Genomic DNA, 15,691 nt, shown 5'->3' on the forward strand with positions numbered 1-15,691 from the left:
AGGTGAAAGGTGAAAGGTGAAAGGTGAAATTGGCGCTTGACAAGCGATTTAAATGCTGCGTCATTTTACCGCTTACCGCTCACTACCTTCTTTTCCTCGTTCCCACGCTCCAGCGTGGGAATGCATACCGATCTTGCCAAGGCAGCCAAGGTATGGATTCCCACGGAGGACCGTGGGAACCAGAAAAGGTATGGGTTCCTACGGAGGACCGTAGGAACCAGAAAAACAATAAACAAGTTAACTAAGTAATCCGATGAATTATAAAAAATGGATCGAATCGGCTGTGCCGAAGGCCGGCGTCAGTCATTTAGTGGAAATGTATTTGACTTGGTCCGGCGTGGGCTTTGCTGGAGCGCTGATCGCCAGCGCGCTCGATCATTATTCGGCGGTGCCTTATGCCGCGTATTTCACCGGCGCCGTGAACGATGCGGTCGGCTACCGTTTTTGGGTGCTCTTGGCCGATATCGGCTTGTTGTTTTTTTGTTTCAGTCTGCCGTTTCTCTTCATGACGCGCTATTTCGGCTCCGTCGAAAAAGTTGCCGGACCTTTACAGCGTCTTACCTACACGTTTTTCGTCGTGGCATTTGACGAGGGCGCATTGATGATCGGCATCTTATTCGCGAACTTGCTGCATGCTTCCGATAAAACCGCCTTGCTGGCAAGCAAATCGTTTTTATTCAGTGATGTCGGTATTTTTACGATTCTAGTGCTGATCGTTCTGAATTCGACACTCTGGATGTTGGGCGAGTCCATTTTTAATCGCGACGATAAAAGTTTTTCAGGCGTCGTACAACTGCTGATGACTGCGCCGATCAAATACACTGCCCCGGGCTACTGTTGTTTTACCGGTATCGCGGTTTATCTGATCGTGAGTCAATGAGATGGCATTAGCGATAGAGACTTTCCATTACCGTTTGGCACATCCGGGTTATTGCGCGATTCCCGGCGTTCATCCCGGTCAAATGGTCGGTAGCGGACAACTCTTCAAGCGGCACGAGTCGTTGTTGGCAAGCCCCGATCCGAGACGCTTGGATTTAAGGGCCAGTCTGCTCGATCCGTTTAGTCATTACCGGGTCAAGGTCTTTCAACAGCACAGTAAAATCGACGTGTTCGTGATCGCCGACCTGTCTGCGTCGATGTCCGTGCCAGGGGAGCCGTCGAAATTACAGGTCGCGGCCGATTTTTTACTGTCCTCCGCACAATCGGCTTTTGAATCCGGTGACAATTTCGGTTTCATCGGCTGCGGACATGGTATCGAAAAAAAATGGCTGTTTCCCAAAGGCTTACGCATGGGCCGCGTGCAGGAATTGGCTAGGGATTTGTCTCGCATTCAAAGCAGGCAAGGCGGCAACGGCTTGTTTCAGGTGGAGCCTTATTTGCCGCTGCGGCGGTCCTTGATCTTTCTGCTATCGGATTTTCATTTTGATCTGAATCGATTGTCACGTCTTGCCGGTCTCTTAGGCAGGCATGCCGTCGTTCCGCTCGTGTTGTGGGATCCGGCCGAATATGCCGACTTGCCGGAGTGGGGCATCGTCAAGTTTCAGGACAGTGAAAACAAGCGCACCCGGACCTTGCTCATGCGTCCCGGATTGAAGCGGAAAATCATCGAAGCTTTCGAGCAGCGCAGAGGCAGATTACAGCATTGGTTCAGATCCAAGGGTGCGGAGCCATTGTTCATCGAGGGTCGTTACGAGGCTTCGACATTGACGAATTATTTTCTGCAGAGAGGGGTGTGAGAGGGGCAAGGTGAAAGGGGAATGGTGAATGGTGAGTGGGGGATCTTTGTGGGAGCGATCCCCTGATCGCGATGTCGAAGCCGAGAACTTTAGGTGACAATTAATGGTATCGAGGTCACATTGGCTAAGTTTACAAGAGGGTATCTACAACAAATGAATAACGATGAGTGCTCCGCGTGGGAATGCATACTGAGGTTGACGTTGTTACTAGGGGTTTTGATCAGTGGTTGTTCCGGATCGCTGCAACAATCGGTCAGTCGCTTCGAGTTTTTAACGCCGAAGCCGTTCGGTTATGTCATCGGCGATGAAATCGCTCATCGTATCGTCATCGATACACGCGCCGGCATCGAATTGAACAACAATACATTGCCGAAGCCAGGAGAATTGAACCGGTGGTTAACGGTCAACCAGGTCGAGCATTCGCAAAGTCAGATCGGGCAGGGTATGCGTCATGTCATCGATATCCGTTATCAGGTTTTTTATGCGCCGCTCGAAGTCAAAATGCTGGCGATTCCGGGGTTTTCCGTGTACTTCAAACAAGGGGCGCAAACGATAGATCAAGACGTGCCGGATTGGCATTTCACGATTTCGCCGTTACGCGAACTGGCGGTTCGAAAAGACGAAGGCGGTGAATACATGCGTCCGGATGTTCCGCCTGGCGGCCTGTCGAATGACGATACGGTATGGCGACTGTTTGCGAGTCTATTTATTGTCGCGCTGAGCGCGCTTTATCTGAGCTATCTTTACGGATGTCTTCCGGGCTTGCCGAGACGCGGTATTTTCAAGCGGGCCCAGCGGAAATTGGCGCGCTTGCCTGAACGGGATCTCGCAACGGCCTTGAGTGTGGTTCATCATGCACTTAACACATTGAACCGCAAACCTTTGTTTCAACACAAGCTTAATGAGTTTTATCGAAACCAACCCGATTATCGTAAATTAGCCGGTCAGTTGAATGATTTTTTTGAAGTGTCCAATCGCTATTTTTTCGCCGGTTACGGCGACATCGGGCGGGATGACTTCGACAAGATAGAACGTCTATGCCGCTTATGCCGTGAAGTCGAGCGAGGCGGACGGTGAGCGATATCGCTTTTGAAGCGCCCTGGGCCTTGGTCGGGTTGTTGTTGATGGTGTTGTCGCTACTCAAGACCGGCGCGGCGCCGTCGGCCTATTCATGGCTCGCGATCGTACCTGCCGACTGGCTGTCCGGTTTGTTGGCTTTGCTCTTACGTGTCATCGGAATGTCGACCATCGCCGCACTATCGCTCGGGCTGTCAGGCGTGTATTTGAAGGAACAAAAAGTCGAGCGCATCGGGCGAGGTGCGCATATCGTGTTGTTGCTCGACCGAAGCCGCAGCATGGACGATACGTTTGCCGGCAGGGCGCCGGACGGTTCGAACGAATCGAAATCGGCAACGGCCCGGCGCTTGTTGACCGAGTTCGTCGAAAAACGCAAGCATGACCGCATCGGCGTTACGGCTTTCAGTACCTCGCCGTTGTTCGTGATGCCGCTGACCGAAAACAAACAGGCCGTGCAGGCGGCGATTGCAGCGACGTCTGCGCCGGCTTTGGCTTATACCAACATCAGCAAAGGATTGAGTCTGGCCGCGTCATTTTTCGAACAACAGCCGTTGACCGGCTCCCGTATTTTATTGTTGATTTCGGATGGTGCGGCGGCGATCGACCCCGACAGCGAGCAGGCCTTGAGACAGTTGATCAAGCAGCAGCAAATCAGCTTGTATTGGGTGTTTTTGCGTACCGAAAACAGCCCCGGCATATTCGATGTGCCCGAAGATTCTCGAAACGATAACAGCGATGCGATGCCGGAGCGTTATCTACATTTGTTTTTTAAAAGTCTCAATGTGCCGTATCAGGCTTACGAAGCCGAAAACCCCGATGCGGTGCAAAAGGCGATAGCCGATATCAATACCCTGGAAAACCGGCCGCTGCATTATTTCGAACGGATTCCGAAGCAGGATTTATCCGGGTTATGTTATCGCTGGGCCTTCATTTTATTGTTGTTGCTATTGGCTTTGAAAAGTTGCGAGGTACGAAGATGAAGGTGTCGTTACGGCAAGGTGTGGGTTGGACGCTGTTTGCCGCCGGTTGTCTGTCGGTCATTGTCCAGCTCTGGACTTTAAATCAAATCGAACGCGAAAACGAATGGATAGCAAAATTGCTGTCGGGGCATGATATCGCCATCGACAAGGTGATCGGCGCGCAGCCGCAAGTTCGCCTGGCCCGCGCGATTTATCTACGGCAAATGCACCGTTACGACGAGGCATTGGCGACCTTGAATTTGATTATCGACCTGGGCGGGCCGGAACTGCAAATGAAAACCCGTTACAACCTCGGTAATTTGTATCTGGCGCAAGCGGTCGAGCAAACTGAAGCGTTAAATTTCAATGAAGCTTTACCGCTGGCCGGGCTTGCCAAGCAAACCTATCGTCAGGCCCTGGTCTTGAATAGCGGCTTTTGGGATGCGAAATACAATCTCGAAGTCGCCATGCGGTTATTGCCCGAAATGAACCGCGTCAACATTGGCGATGACGAGCCCGAAAACAAAAAGTCGAAGTTATGGACGACGGTACCGGGATTTCCACGCGGTTTGCCTTGAGTTGGTTAGCAGTTAGCGGCGATTGGGTGGTTGAGAAAGAGGAAAGAGGAAAGAGGAAAGAGGAATAGCCAGTATTCGCTCGTTCCCAAGCTCTTTGCTTGGGAATGCGGTACGAGAAGCTCCAGCTTCTCGAGACCTAAGCCAAGAACTTACGTGAAAGCTTTCCCAAATCGGAGTATGGGAAACAGCGAAGGGTGTCTGAAGACTTACAACCAAAAAGAATCAATAAAGAGCTTATGTATTCACGACAAATCTTCAAGGATTACCGTTTTTGGTATCTGGCCGCGGCCGTCATTGCGCTTGCCGTGTTGTTTATTCATCCTAGCGAACAACGCAAAAGCCCGGTTTATGATTTGACATTCATTATCGATATCACGCGTAGTATGAATGTTGAGGATTACAAGGCAGACGGCCAAGCGGTGAGCCGTTTAGAGTTCGTTAAACAAAGCTTGCGCGACTTGTTGCTGAAGTTGCCGTGCGAATCGAAAGTCGGATTGGGCGTTTTCACCGAGCGGCGCTCGACGGTTTTGTTTGAGCCGGTCGAGGTGTGTTCGGGGTTTGCCGAGATCGATGCCGCGATTGCAGCGTTGGATTGGCGCATGGCCTGGGCCGCCGACAGCCGTATCGCCAAGGGATTGTTGAATACCTTGGAAATGCGCCGAGATAGCGGCAGCCGTTTGGTGTTCATGACCGACGGCCAGGAAGCGCCGCCGGTCAATCCGCGTTATCGGGCCGATTTTTCGGGCATTAAGAGTGCAATAAACGGTTTGCTGGTCGGTGTCGGCGGCATGGAGCCGGCGCCGATACCGAAATACAACAGTCGGGGCGAGCGGGAGGGGTTTTATAAGGCCGATGATGTGCCGCATCGTTCGACTTTCGGTCTGTCCAACTTGAATCCTGAAGAAATCGAGGGCTACAACGCCCGCAATGCTCCCTTCGGTAGCGAAGCTGTGGCTGGTAACGAGCACCTGAGTTATTTGCATGAGGCCTATTTACAACAGCTAAGCGCCGAAGCCGGTTTGCACTACCATCGGTTGACCGGTAGCGAGCTACTTTTCGAAGCCTTGCGAGGCGGCGATTTGGCCGAACAAAAACAAGTCGAGAACGATGTGCGCTGGCGCGCGGCGCTTGCCGCATTGGTTTTGTTGTTGGCGGTGTTTGTTTGAAGGCGGTTGGCTGCTGCCATTAAGTCATGCTGACTTTAGGCTTTAATGTGCCTTAAAAGCCTGCCATTGATAATGTGTGGCCATGACGGATAAAGGTTTTCCGTTATACTCATCGTAGATGAAAATTCGGCCTAGGGGGTGCCCGTCAAAGGACGCCGTGAACCCAGCACCTAAATTCCATAGGTCATTGGCAATAATTTAATATGATGGCTAATTTAGGTGCTGGGTGAATACGTCCATGTAGGCTCTATGCCAGATCCATGCTGGCAAAGCCTTTACCGAGCACCCCGAGGCCTCCTCCGGCACTGCCGAAATTTGAAGTGCGAAAGGTATAACTTAATGGTGGTGAGGCGGTAGGTTGGTGAGAAATTGAGAAACAGTTGGGTGCGTTTCGATGACCGGTATCGGCACATCCTTGTGCGCAGATGTTTGTCGATAGCGAGGCTTACTCGGCCTTATCGCCGTCATCCGGTTTGATTTCTTCGATTACCTTCGATGTGGATTCCTTCAGGCTATCAAGGGCGGGTTGGGCTGTTTTCTTGGCTTTTTCGGCGGCATCTTCCATGGCTTCTTTGGTCGCATCGACCGCCTCAGAAGCGCTTTCGGCAGCTGATTCAGCCGATTCTTTTACTTCCTCGACGGCTTGAGACCTTGTCTCGTCGGCTTTTTCCAATGCTTCTTTCGTTTTCTCTTGCGCCGCTTCTGCGGCTTCTTTGGTGATTTCCTTTACGGATTCGGCGGCATCGGAAACGGATTTTTTGATCGGTTTGGTTGAGGTGTCGGGTTTTTCGACTTTTGCCGTATCGTCGGAATTACCACAACCAGTTATAGCGATAAGGGTCGTTAAAATAAGTAAGGGTTTGGTTTTCATAATGCGCTCCTATCGTGTGTTAGAGGGCAGCCGCATACAGCAGAGTTCTGTTGAATGCGAGTGAAGTTTGATTCTAACGTAATCAATGGCGCAATGCATGGATTAGAATTTATTAATTTTTTGGGTTACTCCCTTTTGATTGAAAAACCGTCTAAGAATAAAAGGTATGGGATGTGTCTATCGAGGACCGCCGTAAACCCAGCACCTAAATTATCCCAGAGAGTTAACATAGCCAATGGGCTATGGAATTTAGGTGCTGGGTAAACCCATCCATGGGGGCTTGACGGCAGCTTTCCCTGCTGCCGACATCCTCGTTAGCCACACCCCATACCTTCATAAAGTTAACTAATTTTTGAGTATAAAGGGAGTAGTTGATTGTTGTCGTCTATCCAAAGCATTGGAGAATTTCGGGCAGCGAACGATATAAAATTTGATTCGCAGCCCGAAAAATCGCTTAGAAAGTAATGATTTCTTCGCCTTCGCTGACCAGCACGATGTCGGCCGGGCGTAGCGAGAAAAGACCGACCGTGATGACGCCTGGAATGTTGTTTATAGTTTTTTCTAATTCGCTTGGGTCGATGATGTTTAGGTTATGCACATCGAGAATATGGCCGCTGTTGTCGGTCACGCAGTTTTCACGCCAGACCGGTTGGCCGCCCAGTTTGACTATTTCTCTAGCGACGTAACTTCTTGCCATTGGAATGACTTCCACCGGTAGCGGGAATTTGCCGAGCACGTCGACGCGTTTGGAGCCGTCCGCTATGCAAACGAATTGCTTACTGGCGCCGGCGATGATTTTTTCGCGGGTCAGTGCGGCGCCGCCGCCTTTGATCAATTTCTTATTCGGATCGATTTCATCCGCGCCGTCCACATAGACCTCGAGCGTGCCGACATCATTCAAATCCAGTACCGGAATGCCCATTTTTTTTAGGTGAGCCGTGGTAGCTTCGGAGCTGGATACTGCGCCTTCGATGCCCGATTTCATTTCGGCCAGGCCATTAATGAAGTGAAATACGGTCGACCCGGTTCCGACGCCGACAATCGAAACGCCTTTAACGTAATCCAGGGCCGCGTAGGCTACTTTTTGTTTGAGTTCGTCTTGTGTCATAGTTTTTTATTTTCAGGTTAGTGGTTATTGTTAATGTGTGATAATAACGCATCTAATTCGAGAGCTCATCCGTTTTTTAAGTATGTTAAGCCAGTATATCGAAAAAATATTAAGGGCCTGCGTCTACGATGTCGCGGAAGAAACGCCGTTGGATTATGCGCCGAACTTGTCTAAGCGCCTCAGAAACGATGTTTATTTGAAACGTGAGGATTTGCAGCCGGTCTTTTCGTTTAAATTGCGCGGCGCTTACAACAAGATTGCGACGTTAAACGAGAAAGCTAAGGCTAATGGCGTGATCGCGGCATCGGCCGGCAATCATGCGCAAGGCGTGGCTCTGTCGGCGCAGATGCTTGGTATCGATGCGTTGATCGTGATGCCGCAAACGACGCCCGAAATTAAGGTTAACTCGGTGCGCACACGAGGCGCCCAGATCGTCTTGTTCGGCGATTCCTATGACGAAGCTTATGGGCGGGCACGAGAAATCGCCGCCGAGAAAAATATGGCCTTCATTCATCCGTATGACGATATCGATGTTATTGCCGGGCAGGGTACGATCGGAATGGAGATTTTACGGCAGAAAACTGGTGCGCTCAATGCGGTGTTCGTACCGGTCGGCGGTGGCGGTTTGTTTGCGGGCATTGCGGCCTATATCAAATTCGTACGCCCCGAGGTCAAGCTTATCGGTGTCGAGCCGGACGATGCCGATTGTTTGAATCAGGCTTTGAAGGCGAACGAGCGGGTTGTGCTTAAGCAGGTCGGTCTGTTTACCGATGGTGTCGCGGTCAAGCAGATCGGCGAAGAGCCGTTTCGGGTCTTGCGGCATACGGTCGATGAGGTTGTTACGGTCAATACCGATGAAATTTGCGCGGCGATCAAGGATATTTTCGACGATACTCGTTCGGTTGCCGAGCCTGCCGGTGCGCTGGCCTTGGCCGGCTTGAAAAAATATGTCGAAATCCGAAAAATCGTCGATCAAACGCTGATCGCGATTGAAAGCGGCGCGAATATTAATTTCGATCGTTTGCGCTATGTTGCCGAGCGAGCTCAGGTCGGCGAGCATCGAGAGATTTTGTTGGCTGTCGAAATTCCTGAAGTGCCTGGTAGTTTTTTGCGTTTTTGTAAAATGCTCGGCAGTCGTAATGTCACAGAATTTAATTACCGTTATTTTGATGCAAAGAAAGCCAATGTATTCGTCGGTCTTTCGACGAGCGGCGACGATTTCGATAAAACGGATTTAATTAGATGTCTCGAAGCTGAAGGGTTTTTCGTCGTCGACATGACAGCGAACGATTTGGCCAAGGAGCATATCCGCTATATGGTCGGCGGACATGCGCCGCGTGCGCTGAATGAAGTGGTCTACAGTTTACAATTCCCTGAGCGTCCGGGTGCCTTGTTGAAGTTTTTAACGGCTTTGGGCGGTCGCTGGAATATCAGTTTGTTTCATTACCGTAATCATGGTGCGGCATTCGGACGGGTGTTGATCGGGTTGCAAATGCCCAATACCGAGCGCTACGAGTTTGAGGCATGCTTGGATCGTTTAGGGTTCGAGTTTGCGGAACAAACCGCTAATCCGGCTTACGATTTGTTTGCCGGCGGGGGAGAGGGTGAAAGGGGAAAATAGGACTTGACAAGCGCATGAAGTGTCGCATCATTTCACTATTCACTATTCACTATTCACTATTCACTATTCACTATTCACTATTCACTATTCACTATTCACTATTCACTATTCACTATTCACTATTCACTATTCACTATTCACTATTCACTATTCACTATTCACCGCTCACTGCTCGACGTCTAGGTGCTGGACATAAAAAAAGGCCGTATTCGGTGGAATACGGCCTTTTTGGGTTCGGTAATCGGGTGAGCGATTAACGTTTGGAGTATTGAGGACGTTTTCTGGCTTTATGCAAGCCAACTTTTTTACGTTCTACTACGCGTGCGTCGCGAGTGACGTATCCTGCTTTTCTAAGGGAAGGGCGCAGCGCTTCGTCGTATTCCATCAATGCCCGGGCAAGTCCGTGACGTATTGCACCGGCTTGACCGGAAGGTCCGCCGCCTTTGACGATGATATTGACATCGAATTTGTCGGTCATATCAACGCATTCTAGCGGTTGCCGAGAAATCATTTGGTCGGTTTTCCGACCGAAATATTGCTCGATGCTTTGACTGTTGATAGTGATTTTACCGGTTCCGGAGGTTGCGTAAACGCGTGCGATAGCGCTTTTACGACGGCCTGTTCCATAATACTGAGCTGCTGCCATGATCTACCCGCTTAAATTTCTAAAACTTTCGGCTGTTGAGCCTGATGATCGTGTTCAGGACCCGCATAAACTTTCAATTTCTTGAACATTGCGCGGCCCAATGGATTTTTTGGTAACATGCCTTGCACGGCTGTATTGATAATACGGTCCGGGAAGGTTTGTCTGAGTTTGCCTAAGTTAACGGCTTTCATATTACCGATATAGCCTGTGTGGCGGTAATACATCTTGTCTTTTTCTTTATTGCCGGTCACTGCGATTTTTTCAGCGTTAACGACAATGATATAGTCGCCGGTATCGACGTGCGGTGTGTATTCGGGTTTGTGTTTTCCGCGCAGACGGCTTGCAATTTCAGTGGCAAGGCGACCTAGCGTCTTCCCTTCTGCATCAACTACGTACCAATCGCGCTTAACTTCTGCTGGCTTTGCACTAAAAGTTTTCATCGTTACTGTTTATTCTGTTAGGACCCAATAAAAGACTGGGAATGTTACTAGAGTTGCAAGGCTTTTTCAAGTTTATTTATTGTTTCCTATGCGTGGTCATGCTTTAGGCTTTTGTTTTTCTATAGCTTGATATTTAATGCGTGTAATTTACGGTATAAATGCGTCCGTTCCATGCCGATGATCGAAGCGAGTTTGGCGACACTGCCGCCGGATTTTTCGAAATGGTATTCGAGATAAGCTTTTTCGAAGTGTTCCCGCGCCTCTTTCAATGGTAAGTTATAAAACTCCGGTACCGACGAGCTGCCGCTGGTTTGTTCGACTACTGCGCCCAATGCGCCTTTGACTTCGTCGAGTTCCATATCGTCGCCGACGCCGAGTATCATCAAGCGCTGAACCAGGTTTTTCAGTTCGCGCACATTGCCGGGCCAACTGTAATTCCTTAAATAATTTTGGGCCGCCATCGAGAATTTTCGAAACGGTAGCTTTTCCTGATTCATGAAATGATCGACATAGAACCCGAGCAGAGCCGGTACGTCCTCGCTATGTTCGCGTAGCGGCGGAATTTCCATCGTGACTTCGTTGAGCAAATAATACAAATCCCGTCGAAACCTGCCTGCCTTGACTTCTTCTTCGAGCGAGACTCGGGTCGAGGTGACGATCCTGACGTCGACGCTGACCGATTGGATGCCTCCGCTACGCAAAAAGGATCGAGATTCCAATGCGCTGAGTAGTCTTAATTGCGATTCCTTGTCCATGCCGGCGATTTCCGAAAGGAACAAGGTTCCGCCGTGAGCCTGTTCCAGCAACCCCGGCATCACTTTACTGTTTTCTTCCTTGCCGAAAAATTCGATTACCGAGTTTTCAGGGGAAAGACTACCGACCGCGACGTCGACAAACGGCCAGTCCCGTCGTACGCTGTTGTTATGTAGATAACGCGCATAGAGTTCTTTACCGACACCGGCATCGCCGACGAACAGGACGCGGGTATCGTGTTGCGCGAGACGCTTCAGTTGTTCTTTAATTCGGGCAACCGTTGCGCTTTTCCCGACCGGTTCGAAATCCAATGTTTGGTATGCCTTCGGAACAGGCAGTTCGGTTTGCAATTGACGCGATTCAAGTGCCCGCTCGACGATCAACAATAATTTGGCCAGAGACAACGGTTTTTCAAGATAGTCATAAGCGCCTAGTCGCGTGGCTTCAACGGCGGATTCGACTGATCCGTGACCGGACATCATCACCACCGGCGAGGCAAAACCGCCTTCGGCGATCCATTCCTTTAGGAGCGTTATCCCGTCTGTGTCGGGCATCCAGATATCCAGTAAGATCAAATCCGGGTTTTTTTCGTTCTTTAATCGCCTAGCTTGGCCTGCGTTTTCAGCGGTGCTGACTTCGTAGCCTTCGTCTTCCAGGATTTCATGAACCAGTCGACGAATATCCGGTTCGTCGTCGACCACTAAGATGTGTGCTGCTTTTGCATTCATAATTTAAGTAAGTAATAACGTTATACGGCTGGGAGTTGGATCACGAAGCCCGCCCCGGCTTTATAACCTGTATCGATCCAAATGGCTCCGCCGTGTTCCTCGATAATTTTTTTGACGATGGCGAGTCCTAAGCCGGTACCTTTTGCCTTGGTTGTCACATAAGGTTCGAATATTTTATCCAAATGTTCTTCTTTAATGCCTAGGCCGTCATCATGAAAAGCCATTTCGACGAACCGGGCATTATTTTTAAATCGGTTAGACACTGTGATTTTTACGTTGCCGTTTTTTTCAGTGGCTTCTAAGGCGTTTTTTATCAGGTTGTGCAGAACCTGTCGAATACTGATTCGGTCAGCGTTGATCATCATAATCTCTTCTTCGACCGAAGTGGTAAATTTCGCACCGCCCTGTGAGGCGTAAAGGGCTAGAACTTCCTGTATTAGCGACGGCAGGTTGATGTGCTCGGTTTGCTTTTTAGAGACTCTGGCATACTCGGAGAAATCATCCACCATTTCTTTCATCGCTTCGACTTGCTGGACGATGGTTTCGGTGGAGCGCTGTAATATCGCAAGCGATTTTGGTTGCAATTCATTGGCGAGCTTGTGTTGCAGGCGTTCGGCCGATAGTTGTATTGGCGTTAGCGGATTTTTGATTTCGTGAGCCAGGCGCCGGGCGACTTCACCCCACGCGGCATTTTTTTGCGCTTGTATTAGGTCGGTGACATCGTCGAACACGACGACAGCTCCTATGCTACGGCCTTCGGGCGAGTAGAGCGGGGTTCCTCTGCATAACAGTTCTTGCAGGCCGTTGGGACCCAGGAAGGCGATGCGTTGCTCCCAAATATCCTCGGCATTTTCAAGCAAATGTTGAATTTTTCGCAAAGGATCGGCTAAATCCGAGTGCTCTTTTGACAAGTCCAACAAAGTTTGCCCGTAAAATCCGCTGACTTGTAGATGAAAGATACGGTAGGCGGCCTGGTTGGCCGTGCGGATTCTAAAATCCTTGTCAAAACTTATCACGCCGGCCGTCAGGTTGGCTAGAATTGTTTCCAGATAAGCGCGTTGATTCTCCACTTCGATGCCGGCCAGACGGGTTTCGTCGCGGGCCTTGGCGATACGTTGGGCCATGTCGTTGAACGAGATAACCAGAAACCCCAAGTCGTCCTGGGTCAGAACCGGAAGCTGTTGGTTGTAATGGCCCGCTGCGATAGCTTGCGTACCTTTGACTAGCTCCTTGACCGGCGCGACGATGTTTCTGATGCTGATAAATGCGACCCAGATCGCTGCTAATAGACTCATCAACAATACCAGCGATAAGGCTAGCGAAAAGCTTAGTTTCAACGAATCCCGTAGAAAATTCATTTCCTGGTAGCGCACGAATGCGAATTCGACCGAATCGGCTAGGTCCATAATTCTAAGCGGGATCGGGTACAATGCCTGAAGATATTGAATGTCTTGAGTACTGACAGCGACGATGACGTGTACCCGCAGCTGTCCTTCCTTGGTCGAGTCGAGCGCGACATAATGGTCGTTGCGGCGCACGTTCAGCCAGGCATGTTCGTCGGGAAGATGAGGGATAATATCGCCGGGGTTGATGCTGCTCGAAGCAATGATGCGACCTTGCCTGGAAAACAAGGTCATTTCTGCTGCACCGGCTTGGGCGCGTATTTTTTCCAGGTCGTCCATGCGTTGCGTTTCGGACTTGGTTTCGTACAGTTGGTCGACGAGTTGCTGTGTCTGCCGTAAATGCCAGCGCATCCGTTGGTCAAGGGAGGCTTGGCTGAGTTCAAGCGAGTCTTCCATCGCCCGGTCGATTTCGACATTGAACCAACTATCGATACCCTGATGTAAAAATTGCATCGAAAAGAAGAAAACGATGCCGGCGGGCGCCAGCGCCAACAGTACGAACAGCGAGACCATGCGAATCGTTAGCTTAGACCCTGCTTCGCGTTTTTTGAGCTGTTGGGTAAGCGAGACGATGTTGACGCCAATCAACCCCAACAAGACGACCGAGCCCAGTGCATTGATAATCAGCAAAGATGAATACATCTCGTTGAGTTGCGAGGATTCTTGGGTTGCCGAACTCATTAATTGCAAAGACAGCAAAACCAATCCGAACAGCACCGCAATTAACGGGGCAAGGGGAAATCTCATTTTTGCACGGGCCATTGTAACCAATCGCTTGATAAATACCACTGCGGGTTGATGTATGCGGCGGGGCGTAGCGGCAAGGGTAGTGCTTCGCGGTCGAAACGAGTCTTGACGCCGACCTGATAGCTTTCGTCCTCAGCGATATCGCCTTCATTGAGTACGGCAATGTTACGAATTGTCGACATGCCGGCTAATGCCGCGGAAAGCGATGCATAACTCGTGCTGTCCGAGGAAGTGATATTAGTGACTCGGTAGTGGTTTAATAAGGCGTGATATTGAATGCGGTAACGAATTTTGAAATCGACCAGGGTTTTATTCCAAATCCAAGTACGTTCGCGAACCACTTTAATCAACACGTCCCAGTATAAAGGAATGCCTTTTTGCAGTGCTTCGCGAGCGGTTTGAGTCAATTGATAGTGGATATCTGCGGATAAGTAATATTGGCCGTCTCTCAATGCGAAGTCGATACTTCGGACTTCAATCTTCGAGTCGTCCGCGTGAAGAAAAGCCGGTCGAGCCAGCAGTCCGGCGAGTAGCGCGATCCATAAGCCTATCGAAAGTAGGCGGTTAGTGCTTACGAATACGCGCATAATAAAATCCGTCCATTGCCTGACTGCCGGTCAATATTTGCCTGCCATGAGGTCTTGCCATGCCCCAGTTACAATCAATAGGCCATTCCGTAGCATCTTGGTGATGATTTAAAAACCTTTGGATTTGCAGTTCATTCTCTTCCTTCAAAATCGAACACGTCGCATAAACCAGTAAGCCGCCCGGGGCTAACAAAGGCCATATGGCTTCGAGGATCTTTTGCTGGAGTTGTTGTAATGGGGCTATATCGCCGGGTTTGCGCAGTAATTTTATGTCCGGATGTCGGCGTATTACCCCAAGTGCTGAACACGGCGCATCGAGTAGAATGCGGTCGTACCGAACACCATCCCACCAGTCGTTAGGTTGGGAAGCGTCCGCGACAATGCATTCGGCATCGAGCCTCAAGCGCCCTAAAGTATCTCGGACTTTTTGCATGCGATTGGCATCGATGTCGATCGCCGTGAGCCCGAATAAATTCGTTTGCATTTCCAGAATATGTGCTGATTTGCCGCCGGGGGCAGCACAGACATCGAGCACTCGTTGGTTCGGTTTTAGGTCCAGTAATCCGGCCGAAAATTGCGCAGCGAGGTCTTGTACCGAAACTAAGCCTTCGGAAAATCCAGGCAATTGTTCGACCGGGACCGGCCGCTCAAGGATGAGCGCGGAAGGGCACTCGGAAGTCTCGATTGCACCGAGTTGGGCGGCGGCTAGTAGCTCTTTATACTCGGGTCGGCCGATGCGTGCTGAATTGACGCGCAGAGTCATTGGTGCCTGAAGGTTGTTTTCGACCAATAGGTGTCCGGCTTGTTCCGGCCAATTTGAGCCGATCGTGTCGATTAGCCACTGCGGATGATTGCTTGCCGCTACCGGGTCGTTGTCGGCCAGCGATTGTAATTCATCTCTGCGTCTTTGGTAGTTTCTCATGATGGCGTTGAGCAGCGGTTTTGCCCAAGCTTTTTTTCGAGGAGCGGCCGAAACCGTTTCGGAAACTGCGGCATGGGCTTTAACGCGCATGTATTCGAGCTGATAAAGACCGATAATGGCTAAGGCCTTGATCTCATCGTCTTTGATCGGTTTATTCAATAATTGTCCGAGCAGAAAATCGAGCCGGTAAAATTCACGAATGACACCATAGCATAGCGCTTGAACGAAAGCCTTGTCATTGGCGGATTCGATCGTGCCGGTCGATTGTTCGAGGGCTGCGGTTAGCGATTGGCCTTCCTTCAATACCCGGCTCACAATCCGGGCCGAGAGGTTTCTTAGGTTCACAGAG

15 protein-coding genes are annotated in these 15,691 nt (G+C 50.2%); 7 read left to right on the plus strand and 8 right to left on the minus strand.

Annotation, left to right across the window (positions count from 1 at the left end; translation table 11 throughout):
- The first annotated feature begins 253 nt into the window (after positions 1-253).
- The 6 genes from ACINK7_RS03270 (at position 254) to ACINK7_RS03295 (ending at position 5,516) form a co-directional block, all read left to right on the plus strand.
- Entirely contained in the window at positions 254-880 is a 627-nt protein-coding gene (locus ACINK7_RS03270; RefSeq protein WP_404359871.1) for an MxaP protein, read from the plus strand.
- A gap of 1 nt (position 881) precedes the next feature.
- Entirely contained in the window at positions 882-1,736 is an 855-nt protein-coding gene (locus ACINK7_RS03275) for a DUF58 domain-containing protein (protein WP_404359872.1), read from the plus strand.
- A 153-nt stretch (positions 1,737-1,889) separates the two neighbouring features.
- On the plus strand, positions 1,890-2,813 hold the full coding sequence (locus ACINK7_RS03280; protein WP_404359873.1) for a nonribosomal peptide synthetase MxaA: 924 nt from the start codon (positions 1,890-1,892) through the stop codon (positions 2,811-2,813).
- Positions 2,810-3,793, plus strand: a complete 984-nt coding sequence (locus ACINK7_RS03285; protein WP_404359874.1) for a VWA domain-containing protein — start codon at positions 2,810-2,812, stop codon at positions 3,791-3,793. Before ACINK7_RS03280 ends, ACINK7_RS03285 begins: the two co-directional genes overlap by 4 nt.
- A complete protein-coding gene (locus tag ACINK7_RS03290) occupies positions 3,790-4,350 on the plus strand; it encodes an MxaK protein (protein ID WP_404359875.1) in 561 nt (186 codons plus the stop codon). Before ACINK7_RS03285 ends, ACINK7_RS03290 begins: the two co-directional genes overlap by 4 nt.
- A gap of 236 nt (positions 4,351-4,586) precedes the next feature.
- Positions 4,587-5,516 (plus strand): vWA domain-containing protein, encoded by a 930-nt coding sequence (locus tag ACINK7_RS03295; RefSeq protein WP_404359876.1) that lies wholly within the window; start codon positions 4,587-4,589, stop codon positions 5,514-5,516.
- Between the two features lie 445 nt (positions 5,517-5,961).
- Here ACINK7_RS03295 and ACINK7_RS03300 read toward each other — a convergent pair whose 3' ends face one another.
- Positions 5,962-6,387, minus strand: a complete 426-nt coding sequence (locus tag ACINK7_RS03300) for a hypothetical protein (RefSeq protein WP_404359877.1) — start codon at positions 6,385-6,387, stop codon at positions 5,962-5,964.
- Positions 6,388-6,841: 454 nt separating this feature from the next.
- Positions 6,842-7,495, minus strand: a complete 654-nt coding sequence (rpiA, locus tag ACINK7_RS03305) for a ribose-5-phosphate isomerase RpiA (RefSeq protein WP_404359878.1) — start codon at positions 7,493-7,495, stop codon at positions 6,842-6,844.
- A gap of 82 nt (positions 7,496-7,577) precedes the next feature.
- Between rpiA and ilvA the strand changes: the two genes are divergently transcribed.
- Complete coding sequence (ilvA, locus tag ACINK7_RS03310; RefSeq protein WP_404359879.1) at positions 7,578-9,116, plus strand: threonine ammonia-lyase, biosynthetic; 1,539 nt, start codon at positions 7,578-7,580, stop codon at positions 9,114-9,116.
- 253 nt (positions 9,117-9,369) lie between these two features.
- On the opposite strand, the gene rpsI is transcribed toward ilvA, so the two are convergent.
- From rpsI to rsmB, 6 genes are all read right to left on the minus strand, one after another.
- Positions 9,370-9,762 (minus strand): 30S ribosomal protein S9, encoded by a 393-nt coding sequence (gene rpsI / locus ACINK7_RS03315; protein ID WP_404359880.1) that lies wholly within the window; start codon positions 9,760-9,762, stop codon positions 9,370-9,372.
- Positions 9,763-9,773: 11 nt separating this feature from the next.
- Entirely contained in the window at positions 9,774-10,202 is a 429-nt protein-coding gene (rplM, locus tag ACINK7_RS03320; RefSeq protein ID WP_404359881.1) for a 50S ribosomal protein L13, read from the minus strand.
- Positions 10,203-10,321: 119 nt separating this feature from the next.
- Positions 10,322-11,683: a sigma-54-dependent transcriptional regulator gene (locus ACINK7_RS03325; protein WP_404359882.1), complete on the minus strand. Its 1,362-nt coding sequence runs from the start codon at positions 11,681-11,683 to the stop codon at positions 10,322-10,324.
- A 20-nt stretch (positions 11,684-11,703) separates the two neighbouring features.
- On the minus strand, positions 11,704-13,848 hold the full coding sequence (locus tag ACINK7_RS03330) for an ATP-binding protein (protein ID WP_404359883.1): 2,145 nt from the start codon (positions 13,846-13,848) through the stop codon (positions 11,704-11,706).
- Positions 13,830-14,420 (minus strand): DUF4390 domain-containing protein, encoded by a 591-nt coding sequence (locus ACINK7_RS03335; RefSeq protein ID WP_404359884.1) that lies wholly within the window; start codon positions 14,418-14,420, stop codon positions 13,830-13,832. The genes ACINK7_RS03330 and ACINK7_RS03335 overlap by 19 nt, the downstream gene beginning before the upstream one ends.
- Positions 14,398-15,687 (minus strand): 16S rRNA (cytosine(967)-C(5))-methyltransferase RsmB, encoded by a 1,290-nt coding sequence (gene rsmB, locus ACINK7_RS03340; RefSeq protein ID WP_404359885.1) that lies wholly within the window; start codon positions 15,685-15,687, stop codon positions 14,398-14,400. The genes ACINK7_RS03335 and rsmB overlap by 23 nt, the downstream gene beginning before the upstream one ends.
- Between the last annotated feature and the right edge of the window lie 4 nt (positions 15,688-15,691).

It is taken from the genome of Methylotuvimicrobium sp. KM1 (genome assembly GCF_044788715.1).
In the GTDB taxonomy this organism is placed as follows: Bacteria; Pseudomonadota; Gammaproteobacteria; order Methylococcales; family Methylomonadaceae; genus Methylotuvimicrobium.

Coding starts and splice junctions, on each gene's coding strand:
- ACINK7_RS03330 (WP_404359883.1), bottom strand. CDS start 13,848: ATGGCCCGTGCAAAAATGAGATTTCCCCTTGCCCCGTTAATTGCGGTG.
- ACINK7_RS03335 (WP_404359884.1), bottom strand. CDS start 14,420: ATGCGCGTATTCGTAAGCACTAACCGCCTACTTTCGATAGGCTTATGG.
- ACINK7_RS03325 (WP_404359882.1), bottom strand. CDS start 11,683: ATGAATGCAAAAGCAGCACACATCTTAGTGGTCGACGACGAACCGGAT.
- ilvA (WP_404359879.1), top strand. CDS start 7,578: ATGTTAAGCCAGTATATCGAAAAAATATTAAGGGCCTGCGTCTACGAT.
- rplM (WP_404359881.1), bottom strand. CDS start 10,202: ATGAAAACTTTTAGTGCAAAGCCAGCAGAAGTTAAGCGCGATTGGTAC.
- ACINK7_RS03270 (WP_404359871.1), top strand. CDS start 254: ATGAATTATAAAAAATGGATCGAATCGGCTGTGCCGAAGGCCGGCGTC.
- rpsI (WP_404359880.1), bottom strand. CDS start 9,762: ATGGCAGCAGCTCAGTATTATGGAACAGGCCGTCGTAAAAGCGCTATC.
- ACINK7_RS03300 (WP_404359877.1), bottom strand. CDS start 6,387: ATGAAAACCAAACCCTTACTTATTTTAACGACCCTTATCGCTATAACT.
- ACINK7_RS03290 (WP_404359875.1), top strand. CDS start 3,790: ATGAAGGTGTCGTTACGGCAAGGTGTGGGTTGGACGCTGTTTGCCGCC.
- rpiA (WP_404359878.1), bottom strand. CDS start 7,495: ATGACACAAGACGAACTCAAACAAAAAGTAGCCTACGCGGCCCTGGAT.
- ACINK7_RS03295 (WP_404359876.1), top strand. CDS start 4,587: ATGTATTCACGACAAATCTTCAAGGATTACCGTTTTTGGTATCTGGCC.
- ACINK7_RS03275 (WP_404359872.1), top strand. CDS start 882: ATGGCATTAGCGATAGAGACTTTCCATTACCGTTTGGCACATCCGGGT.
- ACINK7_RS03280 (WP_404359873.1), top strand. CDS start 1,890: ATGAATAACGATGAGTGCTCCGCGTGGGAATGCATACTGAGGTTGACG.